General features: G+C 66.4%; 18 protein-coding genes. 4 read left to right on the top strand and 14 right to left on the bottom strand.

Annotation, left to right across the window (positions count from 1 at the left end):
- Positions 1 to 178: 178 nt before the first annotated feature.
- The 13 genes from DZC73_RS27530 to DZC73_RS27470 form a co-directional block, all read right to left on the bottom strand.
- Positions 179 to 1447 carry a trypsin-like peptidase domain-containing protein gene (locus DZC73_RS27530; RefSeq protein WP_235835314.1) on the bottom strand — a complete coding sequence of 423 codons (1269 nt, stop codon included), beginning with the start codon at positions 1445 to 1447 and terminating at the stop codon, positions 179 to 181.
- Positions 1448 to 1632: 185 nt separating this feature from the next.
- The gene (locus DZC73_RS27525) at positions 1633 to 2643 is read right to left on the bottom strand and encodes a MucB/RseB C-terminal domain-containing protein (RefSeq protein WP_235835313.1); all 1011 of its coding nucleotides are present in this window, start codon (positions 2641 to 2643) and stop codon (positions 1633 to 1635) included.
- A gap of 5 nt (positions 2644 to 2648) precedes the next feature.
- Positions 2649 to 3326 carry a sigma-E factor negative regulatory protein gene (locus DZC73_RS27520; RefSeq protein WP_124543588.1) on the bottom strand — a complete coding sequence of 226 codons (678 nt, stop codon included), beginning with the start codon at positions 3324 to 3326 and terminating at the stop codon, positions 2649 to 2651.
- A gap of 51 nt (positions 3327 to 3377) precedes the next feature.
- Positions 3378 to 3986: an RNA polymerase sigma factor RpoE gene (gene rpoE / locus DZC73_RS27515; RefSeq protein ID WP_124543587.1), complete on the bottom strand. Its 609-nt coding sequence runs from the start codon at positions 3984 to 3986 to the stop codon at positions 3378 to 3380.
- Entirely contained in the window at positions 3986 to 4483 is a 498-nt protein-coding gene (locus DZC73_RS27510) for a hypothetical protein (RefSeq protein WP_124543586.1), read from the bottom strand. Before DZC73_RS27510 ends, rpoE begins: the two co-directional genes overlap by 1 nt.
- A 16-nt stretch (positions 4484 to 4499) precedes the next feature.
- A complete protein-coding gene (fabF, locus tag DZC73_RS27505; protein ID WP_124543585.1) occupies positions 4500 to 5744 on the bottom strand; it encodes a beta-ketoacyl-ACP synthase II in 1245 nt (414 codons plus the stop codon).
- 21 nt (positions 5745 to 5765) lie between these two features.
- Positions 5766 to 6005 (bottom strand): acyl carrier protein, encoded by a 240-nt coding sequence (gene acpP, locus DZC73_RS27500; protein ID WP_124543584.1) that lies wholly within the window; start codon positions 6003 to 6005, stop codon positions 5766 to 5768.
- Between the two features lie 118 nt (positions 6006 to 6123).
- Positions 6124 to 6870 (bottom strand): 3-oxoacyl-ACP reductase FabG, encoded by a 747-nt coding sequence (fabG, locus tag DZC73_RS27495; RefSeq protein WP_124543583.1) that lies wholly within the window; start codon positions 6868 to 6870, stop codon positions 6124 to 6126.
- Complete coding sequence (fabD, locus tag DZC73_RS27490; protein WP_124543582.1) at positions 6867 to 7817, bottom strand: ACP S-malonyltransferase; 951 nt, start codon at positions 7815 to 7817, stop codon at positions 6867 to 6869. Before fabD ends, fabG begins: the two co-directional genes overlap by 4 nt.
- A 35-nt stretch (positions 7818 to 7852) precedes the next feature.
- Positions 7853 to 8833 (bottom strand): beta-ketoacyl-ACP synthase III, encoded by a 981-nt coding sequence (locus DZC73_RS27485; RefSeq protein WP_124543581.1) that lies wholly within the window; start codon positions 8831 to 8833, stop codon positions 7853 to 7855.
- A gap of 5 nt (positions 8834 to 8838) precedes the next feature.
- Positions 8839 to 9960 carry a phosphate acyltransferase PlsX gene (gene plsX / locus DZC73_RS27480; protein WP_124543580.1) on the bottom strand — a complete coding sequence of 374 codons (1122 nt, stop codon included), beginning with the start codon at positions 9958 to 9960 and terminating at the stop codon, positions 8839 to 8841.
- Positions 9961 to 10155: 195 nt separating this feature from the next.
- Entirely contained in the window at positions 10156 to 10338 is a 183-nt protein-coding gene (gene rpmF / locus DZC73_RS27475; protein WP_124543579.1) for a 50S ribosomal protein L32, read from the bottom strand.
- A 196-nt stretch (positions 10339 to 10534) separates the two neighbouring features.
- Positions 10535 to 11092, bottom strand: a complete 558-nt coding sequence (locus DZC73_RS27470; protein ID WP_124543578.1) for a YceD family protein — start codon at positions 11090 to 11092, stop codon at positions 10535 to 10537.
- Between the two features lie 77 nt (positions 11093 to 11169).
- On the opposite strand from DZC73_RS27470, the gene DZC73_RS27465 reads away from it, so the two are divergent.
- The gene (locus DZC73_RS27465) at positions 11170 to 11766 is read left to right on the top strand and encodes a Maf family nucleotide pyrophosphatase (RefSeq protein WP_124543577.1); all 597 of its coding nucleotides are present in this window, start codon (positions 11170 to 11172) and stop codon (positions 11764 to 11766) included.
- Complete coding sequence (locus DZC73_RS27460) at positions 11763 to 12524, top strand: SAM-dependent methyltransferase (protein WP_124543576.1); 762 nt, start codon at positions 11763 to 11765, stop codon at positions 12522 to 12524. Before DZC73_RS27465 ends, DZC73_RS27460 begins: the two co-directional genes overlap by 4 nt.
- Here the strand turns inward: DZC73_RS27460 and DZC73_RS27455 are convergent.
- Positions 12513 to 14012 carry a DEAD/DEAH box helicase gene (locus DZC73_RS27455; protein ID WP_124543575.1) on the bottom strand — a complete coding sequence of 500 codons (1500 nt, stop codon included), beginning with the start codon at positions 14010 to 14012 and terminating at the stop codon, positions 12513 to 12515. The genes DZC73_RS27460 and DZC73_RS27455 overlap by 12 nt on opposite strands.
- A 91-nt stretch (positions 14013 to 14103) precedes the next feature.
- Here DZC73_RS27455 and rfbB point away from each other — a divergent pair, with 91 nt between their 5' ends.
- Together rfbB and rfbD are read left to right on the top strand one after the other, a co-directional pair.
- Positions 14104 to 15171, top strand: a complete 1068-nt coding sequence (gene rfbB / locus DZC73_RS27450; protein ID WP_124543574.1) for a dTDP-glucose 4,6-dehydratase — start codon at positions 14104 to 14106, stop codon at positions 15169 to 15171.
- Complete coding sequence (gene rfbD, locus DZC73_RS27445; protein ID WP_124543573.1) at positions 15168 to 16070, top strand: dTDP-4-dehydrorhamnose reductase; 903 nt, start codon at positions 15168 to 15170, stop codon at positions 16068 to 16070. The genes rfbB and rfbD overlap by 4 nt, the downstream gene beginning before the upstream one ends.
- The last annotated feature ends 4 nt before the right edge of the window (positions 16071 to 16074 follow it).

Here is a 16074-nt window from a genome sequence, read left to right as displayed (position 1 = left end):
CCCGGTGGCAGATGAATCCGTTACGCCGCCACAAGTTTGCGTCCGCTAACTTTCTGGCGCGAAATCAGTCCTCGCTCAATCCCGGTGCGCACCGGCGGACTGGATCCCATGTCGTGGAAAAACCCGGCGCCGGAGTCGGATGCACGACCCGCTTGGGCCGATGCCGAGCTCAGCCGCATCAATTGTCCGAAGGTGGTACCGGAACGAAGGTCGCGAAGTTGCCCCGCAACACGTGCAGCGGCAGCGGGCGCTTCTTGTCGATGTGCGACACGATGCCGTCGAACTGCTTCACATCGGTCACGTCGAACGAACCCACGCCGATGATCACGTCACCCACGCGCACACCGACTGACTCCGCTCCATCGCTCACCTTCGCCACCTTCACGCCTGTGTTGCGGCGGGCCGCCTGCTTGTCGGCAGCGGTGAGTTCGGTCACTTCGATGCCCCAGTTCTTCGCCGCCGCCGACGCCTTGCCGCCCGGCGCGGGCTTGTCGGCACCCTCGGCTGCGGCGGTGGCGTCATTGAGCTCCGACAGGTTGGCCGTCAGCGTCAGCGCCTTGCCTTGGCGGTTGATCTGCAAGGTGACCGCGGTGCCGGGCTTGAGCCCGCCCAGCGTGCGACGCAGGTCCACGGCACCATCCACGGCCTTGCCGTTGACGGTGAGCACCACGTCGCCCGGCTGAACACCAGCCTTGTCCGCGGGGGCACCTTGCACGACTTGGCGCACGAAGGCACCACGCGCCTTGTCCTTGCCGAGCTTGTATTCCTCGGCCAGCTCGCGCGGCACATCGACCGGCAGGATGCCGAGATAGCCACGGATCACGTGGCCCGAGGCGCGCAATTGATCGACCACGCGCATCGCCTCGTCAATGGGAATCGCAAAGGAGACACCGCCGAAGCCCACACGGCTCAGGGACTGCGAGTTCACGCCCACCACCTCGCCACGCAGGCTGATCAGCGGTCCGCCGGAGTTGCCCGGGTTCACCGCCGCATCGGTCTGGAGGAAGGACACCTCCTGTCCCGTCTCGCGCTGCTTGGCGCTCACGATGCCGGCCGTGACAGTGTTCTCCAGGCCGAAAGGCGAGCCGATGGCAAGGACCCACTCGCCCACCTTGAGCTTGCTGACGTCGCCCGTCTTCACCGTGGGCAGGCCGGTCGCTTCGACCTTCACCAGCGCCACGTCGGTCCGGTCGTCGGCGCCGACGATCTTGGCCTTGAACTCGCGCTTGTCGGGCAGCGAGACGGTCACTTCCGTCGCGCCGCTGACCACGTGCGCATTGGTCACCACGTAGCCGTCGGCACTGATGATGAAGCCCGAACCTTCCCCGGTGGGGCGCCCCTTCTCCTGGGTGCGGATGTTAACGACCGCAGGACCAACCTTCTCGACCAGCACGGTGAAGTCCGGCAGTCCGAATCCGGCCTGCGCATGCGCCGTCGAAGGCGCCATGCCAGCTGCCGCAATCAGCGCAACAGCGACGGCCACAGCCATGGAGAGTCGGTGCACGCGCGCGCCCGAGGTCGATGAAAGAGCTGTGTTGAGCATGAGAAGGTGTCCCACCAAATGATGTTCATCGGCCACGCAACCACCGTGCCGGCACCGTTGGTGCCGATGCAGCAGTCATGCAGCCCTGCTTATTTCCTGCGTTCCAGGCCGGCCGCGAAGGCCTTCAGCGTCGTCGTCGGCACGTCGCCCACCACCGTGATCCACCAGTCGCCCTGGCGGCGCATGAGTGTCTGCGTGGCGCCCATGCTGGTCAGCATGGATCGCGTATGGCGCTCGGCGTTGAAGGGCTCGATAAAGACCGAAACGTAGGTCAAACCGTCGGAGAAGATGGTCTGCAAGGCCTGCGGGCCATCCGCTGCCGGTGCATCCTGCGCGCCTTCCAGCGGCCGCTTGATGCAGCTCACCTGCTTGAAACCAGGCACCGTCTGCTTGAGTGCCCACCCTTCGGCTTCAAGCTTGGTGGGCGTGAAGCTGGGCTTGAGGATGCGGTAGCCCTCGAGCCGGCGCATGGGTTGCAACACGGCCTCGGGCTGCGAGCGCACGTTGATGGCGACGTCCGAGAAGGCCGAGGTCTCCAGCACCTCGCCGCGCTCGCCGATCACGTCGGCACGCAGCAGCAGGCCGGACATCTTCTCCGACCACAGTCGGTAGCCGAAGCGGAACAGGTCGCGCGGACGCAGCGCGAGAACACTCGCCTCATGGCCGGCCACGCGATCGTTGCCCTGCGGGCTCAGCTCGTAGAACTCGGCGATGCGGTCGTCGCCTACCTGTAGCAAGGCGGGAAAGGAATTGAGCAGGTCGCGCTGCTCCACCAGCGCCACGCGCGCCTGCGGCCACAGCGTGTGCACGACGTCGTTGTAGCGGAAGACGTAGCGCGTCTGGCCATCCAGCGAGTCGATGCGCTCGAACTGGTTGCTGCCCTCGCAGAAATGCACGATGCGGGCACTGGAGACCGCGCCGCCCGCACTCACCACGAAGGTGCCCTGGAAGTTGCGATGGCTCGCCGCCTCATGGATGCGCATCAGCCACGAGCGCACCTCCTTGGGCTCGAACGCGTGCTGCGTCTGGGCCGCCGCATGAGGCAAGAACGAACTCAAGGCGCCGAACATGGTCAGCGCGATCAGTGATCGGTGCAGCATGCGGGTCAGCGGGCGGGAACTTCGGCGGCGGCGTTGCGCAGGAAACCGGACGGCACGCCCAGGGCGGTGCTGCCGGCGAACTGCTTGTGGGCGGACATGTAAAGGTCGACACGTGCGTCACGCAGCATCTTGCCGGTGAGCACGATGGCCTGTGGCTCGGCGCTGCTGGCGCCTTCGGACGAGGCCGCCAGTGTCGGGGTGGAGACGTTCACCACCTGCACCGACGGCGTGCTGCCAAGGCCAAGGCGGGCAAACATGGAGTCCGAAGCGCCGCCCATCGGGCCGGGTGTACGCGTCACGAGCAAAGCGCCGGTCACCAGGACGAAGCCAGCAGCGACAGCCGAGGGCGCCATCCACGACCAGCGGGAATTCGCCACCTTGGCAGCCACCGCAGGCTCGGCCATGGCCTCTGCCACGGGTTCAGGCGCCAGCACCACGGGCTCTTCGGCCAACCGCCCGCGCAGTGCAGCGAGGAAATCGGCATCGCGGCGCGATGTTGAAGCGAGGTCTTCAGACCGCAGCACGTCGCCGATGAGCTGGTAGGCGTGCCAGGTGCGGCGGGTTTGCGCATCGTCTCGCCAGGCCGCGCAGGCGCGCAGCACCTCGGCTGAATCGAGTTCGCCATCCGTCAGGGCTGACAGGCTTTCCTTGGCCGACGATCCGCTCTCAGATCCGATTGACATGTCGATCTCCAAACACAAACGCCTTGACGCTCACGCGAGCTTTCACAGTTCTCACCAGCGCTCACCTTCTCGCGTGTCCAGCAACGGCCGCAATCGGGTGGCGATGGCTTCCCGCGCCCGGAAGATGCGCGAGCGCACCGTTCCGATCGGGCAGTTCATCAACTCGGCGATTTCTTCGTAGCTCAGGCCTTCGATCTCGCGCAGGGTGATGGCCTGGCGCAGATCATCGGACAAAGCCTCGATGGCGGCGTTCACGGTGGTGGCGATTTCCTTGCTCGCCAACACCGCTTCCGGCGTTTCGCCGTCGCTTAGTTCATTTTCAGTACGGGAAGTTTCATCGTCATCATCGCGGGAAGCACGCGCTGATTCCGTGACCAGCGGATCGCGCTTGAGTTCCACGAGAGTCTTCTTCGCCGTGTTGACTGCGATACGGTACAGCCATGTATAGAAGGCGCTCTCCCCCCTGAACTGGGGGATGGCCCGGTAGGCGCGGATAAAAGTCTCCTGCGCGATGTCCGGAATGAGGTCTACGTCACGAACCATGCGGCCGATGAGCCGTTCGATGCGCCGCTGGTACTTCACGACCAGCATCTCAAAGGCTTTGACGTCGCCACGCTTGACGCGTTCGATCAGCGGTGCGTCGGCGTCAGGAGCGTTCATTATTGTGATTGTGGGCTTGGCGCTGGCGTGGTGCAGCCATCGGAGCCGCAGGTGGGTCGCGAGGAATATACAGCACAGCGAAGGGCATGCCAGTGGGATTCCAGGCCGCGGCGCTGCACGGGCAGCCACGCCGTGCGAGGGCCGTCATCCGTGACATCGTTGACGAAGCGCAGGAGCATGAAGCCGCCCAGGTCCAGGCAGACGTCGATGCGGCCGTGCCAGGGCTCTTCGCCCATCGAGTCTTCCGGCCCCAGGTGCCAGGACTGCGAGTCCCAGCGCACGCTGCGGGGCGGGCACCGCAGCAGTCCGAATCCACCGAGTACCGATGCAACCGCTACCAGCATGGCGGCCGTGCGGACCGGCAAGGGGGCAGATTCACCCTCCGCCCGCGCAAAGGCCAGCAAGCACGCGACGCACACCACCAACAACAAGGCCACCGCGCCGCGCCAGAGGCTGAAGCGGCGGAGGGTGGCCTGGAAGTGAGCAGACGCGCGCATGGCGCAGCGCGCCGGATCAGGCGCGCTTGAAGACCAGCGTGCCGTTGGTCCCGCCGAAGCCGAAGTTGTTCTTCACGGCCACGTCGATCTTCAACTCACGCGCGGTGTTGGCGCAGTAGTCGAGATCGCACTCGGGGTCCTGGTTGAAGATGTTGATCGTCGGCGGCGAGATCTGGTTGTGCACGGCCAGCACGGTGAACACCGACTCGATGCCGCCCGCGCCGCCCAGCAGGTGGCCGGTCATGGACTTGGTCGAGTTGACCACCAGCTTCTTGGCATGGTCGCCGAAGGCCAGCTTGATGGCGTTCGTTTCGTTCACATCGCCCAGCGGCGTGGAGGTGCCGTGCGCATTCAGGTACTGCACCTGGTCGGCGTTGATGCCGGCATTGCGCAGCGCGGCCTTCATGGAGCGCTTGGGGCCATCGACGTTCGGTGCGGTCATGTGGAAGGCATCCGCCCCCATGCCGAAGCCGACCAGCTCGGCGTAGATCTTTGCGCCACGCTTCCTGGCGTGTTCGTACTCTTCGAGCACCACCACGCCGGCGCCCTCGCCCAGCACGAAGCCGTCGCGGTCCTTGTCCCAGGGACGGGACGCGGTGGCAGGATCGTCATTGCGGGTGGACAGCGCGCGGGCCGCAGCGAAGCCGCCGATGCCCAGCGGCGACACGGTGGATTCCGCGCCACCGGCGATCATCACGTCGGCATCGCCGTATTCGATGAGGCGGCCTGCCTCGCCGATGCAATGCAGGCCGGTCGTGCAGGCCGTGACGATGGCGAGGTTCGGGCCTTGGAAGCCGAACTTGATCGACACGTGGCCCGAGATCATGTTGATGATGGAGGCCGGCACGAAGAAGGGAGACACGCGGCGCGGGCCGCGTGCGACAAGCTCGGCGTGGGTTTCTTCGATCAGCGGCAAGCCGCCGATGCCCGAACCCACGAGGCAGCCGATGCGCTCGGCCTGCTCTTCGGTGAGCGCGTCGTTGGTCGGCAGGCCGGCATCCTTCACGGCCTGGATGGACGCCGCCAACCCATAGTGGATGAAGGCGTCCATGTGCCGCGCTTCCTTCGCCGGGAAGTACTCCTCGACGTTGAAGCCCTTCACCTCGCCTGCGAACTTGCAGGCAAAGTTCGATGCATCGAACTTGGTGATGTTGGCGATGCCGGACTTGCCGGCGAGCAGGCTGGACCAGCCTTCCTGCACCGTGTTGCCCACAGGGCTGATCAGCCCCAGGCCGGTGACAACGACACGACGACGACTCATGCGCTCACGCTTTCAGAGAACTCAGGCCTTCTGGTGCTTGACGGCGTAGTCGATCGCCAGCTGCACCGTGGTGATCTTCTCGGCCTCTTCGTCCGGAATCTCGATGCCGAACTCGTCTTCGAGGGCCATCACCAGTTCCACCGTGTCAAGAGAGTCGGCGCCCAGGTCGGCCACGAAGGCCTTCTCGTTGGTCACGTCGGACTCGGGCACGCCAAGTTGTTCGGCAATGATTTTCTTGACGCGGGATTCGATATCGCTCATGACTCCTCCAGGAGTGTTTACAGAAACAGCCCGGGATTCTAAGGGTTGTGAGGTGTCGCCTCTAAGACGCCCTCCAACCCCTTCCGGCCGGGCAGGTCCGGGGGTTTTGGGGTGAGCCTCAGCTCATGAACATGCCGCCGTTGACGTGCAGCTCGGTGCCAGTGATGTAGCCGGCCTGCGGCGAGGCCAGGAAGGCCACCGCCTCGGCGATTTCCTCGGGTGCCCCCAGGCGGCCCAGGGGAATCTGTGACAGCAACGCGGTCTTTTGCGCCTCGGGCAGCACCTCGGTCATGTCGGTGGCGATGAAGCCGGGGGCCACGCAGTTGACGGTGATGCTGCGGCTGCCCAGTTCGCGGGCGAGCGCGCGGGTCATGCCCGCCACGCCGGCCTTGGCCGCCGCATAGTTGGCCTGGCCCGCGTTGCCGCTGGCTCCCACCACCGAAGTGATGTTGATGATGCGGCCGTAGCGCTGCTTCATCATCGTGCGCATCACGGCGCGGCTGGTGCGGAACACGGCCTTGAGGTTGGTGTCGTGCACGGCGTCCCAGTCCTCGTCCTTCATGCGCATGGCCAGGTTGTCGCGGGTGATGCCGGCGTTGTTCACCAGGATGTGCAGCGCGCCGTGCTCCTTCACGATGGCATCGATGGCAGCATCCACCGCCTGCACATCGTTGACGTTCAGCGCAATGCCCTTGCCGCCCTGTGCCGCCAGTGCTTCGCTGATGCTCTGCGCACCGGATTCGCTGGTGGCAGTGCCGATCACCTTCACGCCCCTGCCGGCCAGCGCCTTGGCGATGGCACGGCCGATGCCGCGCGACGCACCGGTGACCAGCGCGACCTGTCCTTCGAATTGCACGCCGCTCATTGCACACCTCCGCTCAGCAAGGCCTCGGCTTCAGCCAGGCTCGCCGGGTCGAACACAGTGGCGGACTGCGCCTCGCCGTCGATGCGCTTGACCATGCCGGCCAACACCTTGCCTGGCCCGCACTCGACGATGTGCGTGATGCCGCGGGCACGGATCGCCTGCACCACCTCCACCCAGCGCACCGGACCGAAGGCCTGGCGATAGAGCGCCTCGCGAATGGCGGCAGGATCCTTCTCGACCTTCACGTCGATGTTGTTGACCACGTCGATGACCGGCGGTGCGATGGACGCAGTCGCGAGCTTGTCCTTGAGCCGTTCGGCGGCGGGCTTCATCAGGCTGGAGTGGAACGGCGCGGACACCGGCAGCGGCAGTGCGCGCTTTGCACCCTTGGCCTTGAGCGCCTCGCAGCCCTTCTCGACGCCCGCCTTGGAGCCGGCAATCACCGTCTGCTTTGGATCGTTGAAGTTCACCGCCTCGACAACCTCGCCCGTGGCCGCGACCACCTCGGCGCACACGGCACGAACAGCATCGGCATCCATGCCGAGGATGGCGGCCATCGCCCCCGTGCCCACCGGCACCGCCTCCTGCATGGCCTGTGCGCGGAAACGCACGAGAGGCAGGGCCTGCGCCAGCGTGAGCGAGCCGGCAGCGACCAACGCGCTGTATTCGCCCAGCGAATGGCCAGCCACCACGGCAGGCACGAGGCCCGTGTCGGCCAGCCAGGCGCGATAGCAGGCAATGCCCGCTGTCAGCATCACCGGCTGTGTGTTGGTGGTGAGGTCCAGTTGCTCCTTCGGCCCTTCCTTGATCAGGCGGCCGATGTCCTCGCCGAGCGCCTCGGACGCCTCGGCCAGCGTCTGGCGCACGGCGGGGTTGTCACCCCACGCGTCGAGCATGCCCACGGCCTGCGAGCCCTGGCCGGGGAAAACGAAAGCGAACGAAGTCATCGCGGATGTCTCTCTTGTTGTCGTTGTGCGCGGGCTCAGAGATCGAGCAGCACCGCGCCCCAGGTGAAGCCGCCACCGACGCCTTCGAGCAGCACGGTGTCGCCTCTCTTGATCTTCTCGGAACGCACGGCGCTGTCCAGCGCGAGCGGGATGGACGCCGCCGAGGTGTTGCCGTGCTGGTCGACGGTCACCACCACCTTGTCCATCGGCAGCTTCAGCTTCCTCGCCGTGCTCTGCATGATGCGGATGTTGGCCTGGTGCGGGATCAGCCAGTCGATGTCCGCGTCAGTCTTGCCAGCCTTGGTGAGCACCGAGCGCGCCACGTCTTCGAGCACGCCCACGGCCAGCTTGAACACGGCCTGGCCGTCCATCTTGAGCAGCGGATCACCCAGCACCGCGCCGCCGGACACATTGCCCGGCACGCACAGGATGCCCACGTGGCGGCCGTCCGCATGCAGCTCGGTGGCGAGCACGCCGGGCGTGTCGCTGGCTTCCAGCACCACGGCGCCGGCGCCATCGCCGAAGAGCACACAGGTGGTGCGGTCCTTGAAATCGAGGATGCGGGAGAACACTTCAGAACCGATCACCAGCGCCTTGGTGGCTGCGCCGGTGCGGATCATCGAATCGGCCACCGTCATCGCGTAGACGAAGCCCGAGCACACGGCCTGCACGTCGAAGGCGGCGCAGCCTTGCACGCCGAGCTTCTGCTGCACGAGGCACGCGGTGGACGGGAACACCATGTCCGGCGTGGACGTGGCGACGATGATGAGGTCGATGCTGCTGGCGTCGAGCTTGGCAGATTCAAGCGCGCGGCGAGCAGCCTCGGCCGCGAGGTCGCTGGACGCCACATCGGGCTCGGCGAAATGGCGGGCGCGGATGCCGGTTCGCTCGACGATCCATTCATCGGAGGTCTCGATGCCGTCGGCGGCCAGACGATCGGCCAGCGCCTGGTTGCTCAGGCGCTTGGGCGGCAGGAAGCTGCCGGTGCCGGTGATGCGCGAAAAACGTGCGGACATGTGATTCAGGCAGTGGACGCCGCGGCCGTGGGGGCCGGTGCGTCGTCGGTGACCGGGGGCATGGCGGCGAGCGTGTCGACGATGCGATCATGCACCCGCGTGAGCAGGCCGTGGCGGGCGGCATCATAAGCCCGGTTCATGGCTTGCTCGAACGCGAAGGCGTCGGACGAGCCGTGCGCCTTGAACACCAGGCCACGCAGGCCCAGCAAAGCGCCGCCACTGTAGCGGCGATGGTCAAGCCGGCTGGCCAGGCGGTTGAGCACGGGCTTGGCGAGCAGGCCGGCCAGCATGGTCAGCGGCGTGCGCTTGAACTCCTGCTTCAGGAATTGCGCGATGAGCGAGGCCAAGCCTTCGGAAGTCTTGAGCGCGACGTTGCCGACGAAGCCGTCGCACACCACGATGTCGACCTCGCCCTTGAAGATGTCGTTGCCCTCGACGTTGCCACGGAAGTTCATGTGGCCGGCGGTCGCTACGGCACGCAGGAGTTCACCGGCACGCTTGATGGCTTCGTTGCCCTTGATCTCTTCCTCGCCGATGTTGAGCAGACCCACGCTCGGGTTCTCCTTGCCGTCGACGGCAGAGACCAGTGCGCTGCCCATCACGGCGAACTGCAGCAGGTGCTCTGCCGTGCAGTCGACGTTGGCGCCAAGGTCGAGCACGGTGGTGTAGTTGCCCATCTTGTTGGGCATCACCGCCGCGATGGCCGGGCGGTCGATGCCGTCCAGCGTCTTGAGCAGGTAGCGAGACACCGCCATCAGCGCACCGGTGTTGCCGGCGGAGACGCAGGCCTGGGCGGCGGCTTCGCCGGAGGCATCGGGCTTGGCCTGGCTGATGGCCACGCGCATGGACGAATCCTTCTTGCGGCGCAACGCCACTTCGATGGGATCGTCCATCTCGACCACCTCGGTGGCAGCGACCACCTTGGTGCGCGGCCAGGAAGCGGCAGGCGCCAGGTCATCGGCTCGGCCGACGAGGATCAGTTCGGCCTCGGGGTGGGCCGCCAGGAAAGACTGGCAGGCCGGCAGCGTGACGGACGGGCCGTGGTCGCCGCCCATGCAGTCGATGGACAGGCGAACCTTCGCAAGCGCGGGGACGGCCGGCGAAGAAGACTGGGGTGACGGACTCATGTCAGGCGTGAAAACGCGCAGCCGCCTTGCTCAAGCCGAGCCGGCATCGGGCGGACCGTGCGCTCAGCGAGCAGCCCGCGACCCGCGCATGAAACGCGACCGCCCGGCTCTGCTGACGCAGGCCGGGCGGTAGGCAGCCAATCAATGAAAGCGGAACACGCACGCGAAGAATCGCGGACGGCTGTCGCTCTCGAATCAGGCGTCGGCCTTGGTCTTCAGGACCTTGCGGCCGCGATAGAAGCCCGTGGGGCTGATGTGGTGACGAAGATGCGCTTCGCCCGTGGTCGGCTCGACGGCGGTACCCGGCAGGGCAACGGCGTTGTGGGCGCGGTGCATGCCACGCTTCGAGGGCGACTTCTTGTTCTGTTGAACGGCCATAAGATTCTCCTAGGACTTCGGCGGCTGATCCCGCGGCATATTCGGCAGCACTCACGCTCGACCGAAGAAATGGCTGGTTTGCGCCATGCGCACATTCTGCAAGACACCCGTTGAACAGGCCACCTTGGAATTGCACCAACCGGAAAGCCTTTGATTCTAGCATGGTTCGCCCCGCTTTCCAGCACCAACCGACACGCTAGTTGGGCGGCCCGCCGCGCTTGAGCGCTGCGAGGGCGGCGAAAGGATTGGGCGCGGGGTCGTCCTCCAGCGCTTCCTCACCCAGGGACATGGGCAGCGGCTGCGGGCACACCTCATGACGGGGCACGAGGGGCACGGCCAGGAGCAGTTCGTCCTCGATCAGCTCGGCCAGGTCCAGTGAGCGGGGCAGCGCCAGAACGTCATCCTCGCTGTCGGCATCCAGCTGAGCGGCAGCGTCCTCACCGGCCACGAAACGGAAGCTGCGCTCGGCCTCCAGGTCGGTTTCCACCGGCCCCAGGCATCGCTGGCACACCAGGGACATCCGCGCTTTCGCAGCCAGATGCAGCCAGATTTCGGGTTCGCCGCCGCGCACCGGACGGCTTTCACCCTCGGCGTGCCAGGCGGCCTGGTCGGCTTCAGCGGGCGGCGCATCAGAGTGGGCCGCTTCAGCCAAGCGGGCCAGGGAAGACAGGGGCAGCGACCCATCCATCGTGCCGCCGTCCTTGGCGAAGGCAGCGACATCGAGTCGGGTCGGGTCCACAGGGCGGGATTTCATGGGGCCAGTGTACGAGGCGAAGGAGGCCCTCCGGACTGCGGGCGCTTGCGTGTGACGCCCGATGGGAGAATTGCCGAATGCCCGCCCATCCTCCGCTCATCCTTGGGTCGACCTCGCGCTACCGGCGCGAACTGCTCGACCGGCTCCGCCTGCCTTTTACCGTGGATTCGCCTCGCGTCGACGAGACGCCGCAACCCGGCGAGCGCCCTGCAGACCTCGCCCTGCGACTGGCACTGGCCAAGGCCCGCGAGGTGGCTTCGCGCACACCCGCCTCGGTGGTCATTGGCTCGGACCAGGTGGCGGACCTGGACGGGACGCCGGTGGGCAAGCCCGGCACCCACGACAAGGCCGTGGCACAGCTTCGGGCCATGAGTGGCAAGAGCGTGGTGTTCCAGACCGGCGTCGCCGTGGTACGACTGGATACCGGTTTCGAGACCGCGGTGCTGGTGCCGGTCACGGTGAGGTTCCGCCATCTGACCGATGCGGAAATCGAGCACTACCTTCAGGCCGAGCAGCCTTACGACTGCGCCGGCAGCGCCAAATCCGAGGCCCTGGGCATCGCCCTGCTGGATGCGATCGAGTCGGACGACCCGACGGCGCTGGTCGGGCTGCCACTGATCAAGACCTGCCAACTGCTTCGCCAGGCCGGACTCGATCCGCTCGCGGCACGATGAGCGGCACCTTGTTCCTCGTGCCCAACACGCTGGATTTCGGCGTGGTCGGCAGCGATCCACCGCCCCTGTCCGACGACCTGCCGCTGGGCGTCGTGCGCACGGCCGCGCGGCTGGCTCACTGGGTGGCCGAGAACGCCAAGACGACCCGCGCTTTCCTCAAGCGGGTCGATGCCGTGGTGCCGCTGGCGCAGGCACTGCAAGCGGTGGAGATCGTGGAACTGCCGCGGCCGCCCAAGGGCAGCAAGGCACCAGCTTCCGGAGCGAGCCTGGACGCCCTGCTCGCCCCTGCCCTGGCGGGGCACGACATGGGCCTCATCTCCGAAGCCGGCCTTCCGGCCGTGGCCGACCCCGGCGCGCTTCTCGTGGACGCCGCACACCGCCTCTCGATCAAGGTTGTCCCGCTCGCGGGCGCCAGTTCTCTGATGCTCGCCCTGGCGGCCAGCGGCCTGAACGGCCAGAGCTTCGCGTTCGTGGGCTACCTGCCGGTGGAGGCCGCTGAGCGCGCGGCACGGATCCGGGAGCTCGAAGCCTTGTCGCGCAAGGCCGGGCAGACGCAAATGCTCATCGAGACGCCCTACCGCAACGAAGCCATGCTGGACGCGCTGCTCGCATCCCTGGCGCCAACGACCAGGTTGTCAGTGAGCTGCGGACTCACCCTCGCCTGCGGCTGGACGCGCACCGACACCGTGGCACGCTGGAAGGCCGGCAAATCGGCCATCCCCAAGGACATCCCGGCGGTGTTCAGCCTACTGGTCTGAGTCCGCCGGCACCGTCTTCTTGGCGCCGAACAGCGCCGCCACCTTGCGCTTGGGCTTGATGTTCGGCGAATGGCCGCGCGGCGTGGAAGGGGCAGCCTGCGCGGCCTTCTCCCAGGCCGGTTCGGCCGTGGTGCTGGCCTCGTAGGGCCGCTCGAAGAACGGGTCGACGGGCTGCCTCGGCAAGGGCGGAACGTAGCCCCCACCGGAACGCGGCGCGGGCCGGCTTTCGCGGCGCTCGTCCTCCTCGCGGCGCGGGCGCTCGCGCGACTCGCGGCGCGGACGTTCGTCGTCCAGCTCCAGCGGCTCGAGCTCGAGCTTCTTCTTGATGAGCTTCTCGATGTCGCTGACCAGGCGGGAATCCTCGCGGGTGACCAGCGTGATCGCCAGTCCGGAAGCGCCGGCGCGGCCGGTGCGGCCGATGCGGTGAACGTAGTCCTCCGCGTTGAACGGCACGTCGAAGTTGAACACCGCCGGGAGGTCGGCGATGTCCAGGCCACGGGCGGCCACGTCGGTGGCCACGAGCACGTCCACCTCGCCGCGCTTGAAGGCGTCCAGCGCCTTCAGGCGCTCGTCCTGAGACTTGTCGCCGTGCAGCGCGTTGGTTCGCAGGCCGTCGCGCTCGAAGGCGCGCGCCAGGCGGGCGCAGCCGAGCTTGGAGTTCACGAAGATGATGGCCTGGGTCAGCGCGCGGTCCTTGAGCAGCTTGAGCACCGCAGCACGCTTGTCGTCGGTGCTCACGCTGTAGAAGCGCTGCTCCACCGTCGAGGCCGTGGCGTTCGGTCGAGCCACCTCGACCAGGATCGGGTCTTGCAGATAGCTCTCGGCCAGGCGCTTGATTTCAGGCGAGAACGTGGCCGAGAACAGCAGGGTCTGGCGCTGCTTGGGCAGGTAGCTGAGGATGCGCTGCAGGTCGGGCAGGAAGCCGATGTCCAGCATGCGGTCCGCCTCGTCGAGCACCACATATTCGACCTGGTTGAGCACGGCATTCTTCGCTTCGATGTGGTCGAGCAGCCGGCCTGGCGTGGCGATGAGTACTTCGACGCCAGCCTTCAGCTCGAGCGTCTGCGGCTTCATGTCGATGCCGCCGAAAACAACGGCTGCGCGCAGCTTCGTGTGCTTGGAGTAGGTCTTGATGCTGTTGGCCACCTGGTCAGCGAGTTCCCGAGTCGGCGCCAGGACCAGCGCACGCACCGGATGCCGGGCTGGCGACATCGAGGCGTTCTCGTGCTTGAGCATCTTCTGCAGCAGCGGCAGCGAGAACGCGGCGGTCTTGCCGGTGCCGGTCTGGGCGGCGCCCATCACATCGCGGCCGTCCAGCACGATCGGAATCGCCTTCGCCTGGATGGGCGTCATGGTGAGGTAGCCCGATTCCGCGACGGCCCGAAGCAGCTTCGGATCGAGCGGGAGGGTGTCAAAACGGGCGGGGGCGGGCGAAGGCGAATCGGTGGGAGTCGACCCGGCGCCGGCGGCCAGGGGGTTTTCGGTCATCCGGGGATTATCGCTGCCCCGGGGATCGGGGGTCATCCTGACATGAGCGCCCACTAGAATCGGCGGGCTTCGGGCTTCAGCAGACCATCCCATGATCCTTGTTACCGGCGGCGCGGGCTTCATCGGCGCCAACTTCGTCCTCGACTGGATCGCCAGCACCGGTGAGCCTGTGATCAACCTGGATGTGCTGACCTACGCCGGCAATCTGGAAAGCCTCGCATCGTTGGCGGGCGACAGCCGCCACCTCTTCGTCAAGGGCGACATCTGCGACCGCGCGCTGATCGACCGCCTGCTGGCCGAACATCGGCCGCACGCGATCGTCCACTTCGCCGCTGAAAGCCACGTGGACCGGAGCATCCATGGCCCGGCCGCCTTCGTGAAAACCAACGTGGAAGGCACCTTCACCTTGCTGGAAGCGGCCCGCCAGCACTGGGTGCCTCTGCCTGAACCGGAGCGCTCGGCATTCCGCTTCCATCATGTGTCCACCGACGAGGTGTACGGCTCTCTGCCCCCGACCGCAGCGCCGTTCACCGAAGAGCATCTGTACGAACCCAACAGCCCGTACTCGGCCAGCAAGGCAGCCAGCGATCACCTGGTGCGTGCCTGGCACCACACCTACGGGCTGCCGGTGCTGACCACCAACTGCAGCAACAACTACGGCCCATTTCATTTCCCGGAGAAACTCATCCCGTTGATGATCGTCAACGCACTCGCTGGAAAGCCCTTGCCGGTTTACGGTGACGGCATGCAGGTCCGTGACTGGCTGTACGTGAAAGACCACTGCTCGGCCATCCGCGAAGTGCTTGCCAGGGGGAAAGTCGGCGAGACCTACAACGTGGGCGGCTGGAACGAGAAGCCAAACATCGAGATTGTGCGCACCATTTGCGCGCTGCTCGATGAGATGCGCCCGGATCCTGCCGGCAGCTATTCCAGGCTGATCGCCTACGTCAAGGATCGCCCCGGGCACGACAGGCGCTATGCCATCGATGCACGCAAGCTCGAACGCGAGCTGCAGTGGAAGCCTGCCGAGACCTTCGAGACCGGCATCCGCAAGACGGTCCGCTGGTACCTGGACAACGCCGAATGGGTGGCGCGTGTTCAAAGTGGCGCCTACCGGGACTGGGTCGCCACGAACTACAGCGATCGCGCGGTGGCATGAAGATCCTTCTTTTCGGCAAGAACGGCCAGGTAGGCTGGGAGCTGCAGCGTTCGCTGGCGCTACTGGGCGAGGTGGTCGCGCTGGATTTCGACAGCGTCGGGTCCCTGTCAGGCGATTTCTCCAGGCCCGGACAGCTGCAGGCCACGGTGCGTTCAGTATCACCTGACGTGATCGTCAATGCTGCAGCTCACACGGCGGTGGACAAGGCGGAGAGCGAGCCGGCCCTCGCACGCACCATCAATGCCGAAGCGCCCGGAGTGCTGGCCCGCGAGGCGGCCGCGTCTAGCGCTTGGCTGGTCCACTACAGCACCGACTACATCTTCGACGGCAGCGGCGACCAGCCCCGCGCGGAAGGCTCACCCACAGGTCCGTTGAATGTCTATGGCCAGACCAAGCTGGAGGGCGAAGAGCTGATCAGGACCAGCGGCTGTTCGCATCTCATCTTCCGCACCAGCTGGGTGTATGGCGCCCGCGGCAGCAACTTCGCCAAGACCATGCTGAGGCTGGCCGCAGAGCGCGACAGGCTCACCGTCATCGACGACCAGATCGGGGCTCCCACGGGCGCCGATCTCCTGGCGGACCTGACTGCCTTGAGCTTGCGCCAAGCCACTCGGGACCCAGGCCTGTCAGGGATCTATCACGCTGCTGCCGCGGGGCAGACGAGCTGGCACGGCTATGCATGTCACGTGATCGCGCAAGCCCGATCAGCAGGCATGCCGATCAAGGTCTCGGACGACGCCATCGTGGCGGTGGGCACCGACGCGTTCCCGACGCCCGCACGCCGTCCGCTGAACTCGCGGCTGGACACCCGCAAGCTGCAGCGATCCTTCGGTGTGACCCTGCCCCCCTGGCAAGCTGGGGTCGACCGCATGCTGAACGAACTCCTGGCCAAAGCCTGAAGAC

Source organism: Rhizobacter terrae (assembly GCF_003852895.1).
Classification (GTDB): Bacteria; Pseudomonadota; Gammaproteobacteria; order Burkholderiales; family Burkholderiaceae_C; genus Albitalea; species Albitalea terrae.
Note: the sequence above shows the minus strand (reverse complement) of the source record. Positions and strands in the feature narration are given on the sequence as shown.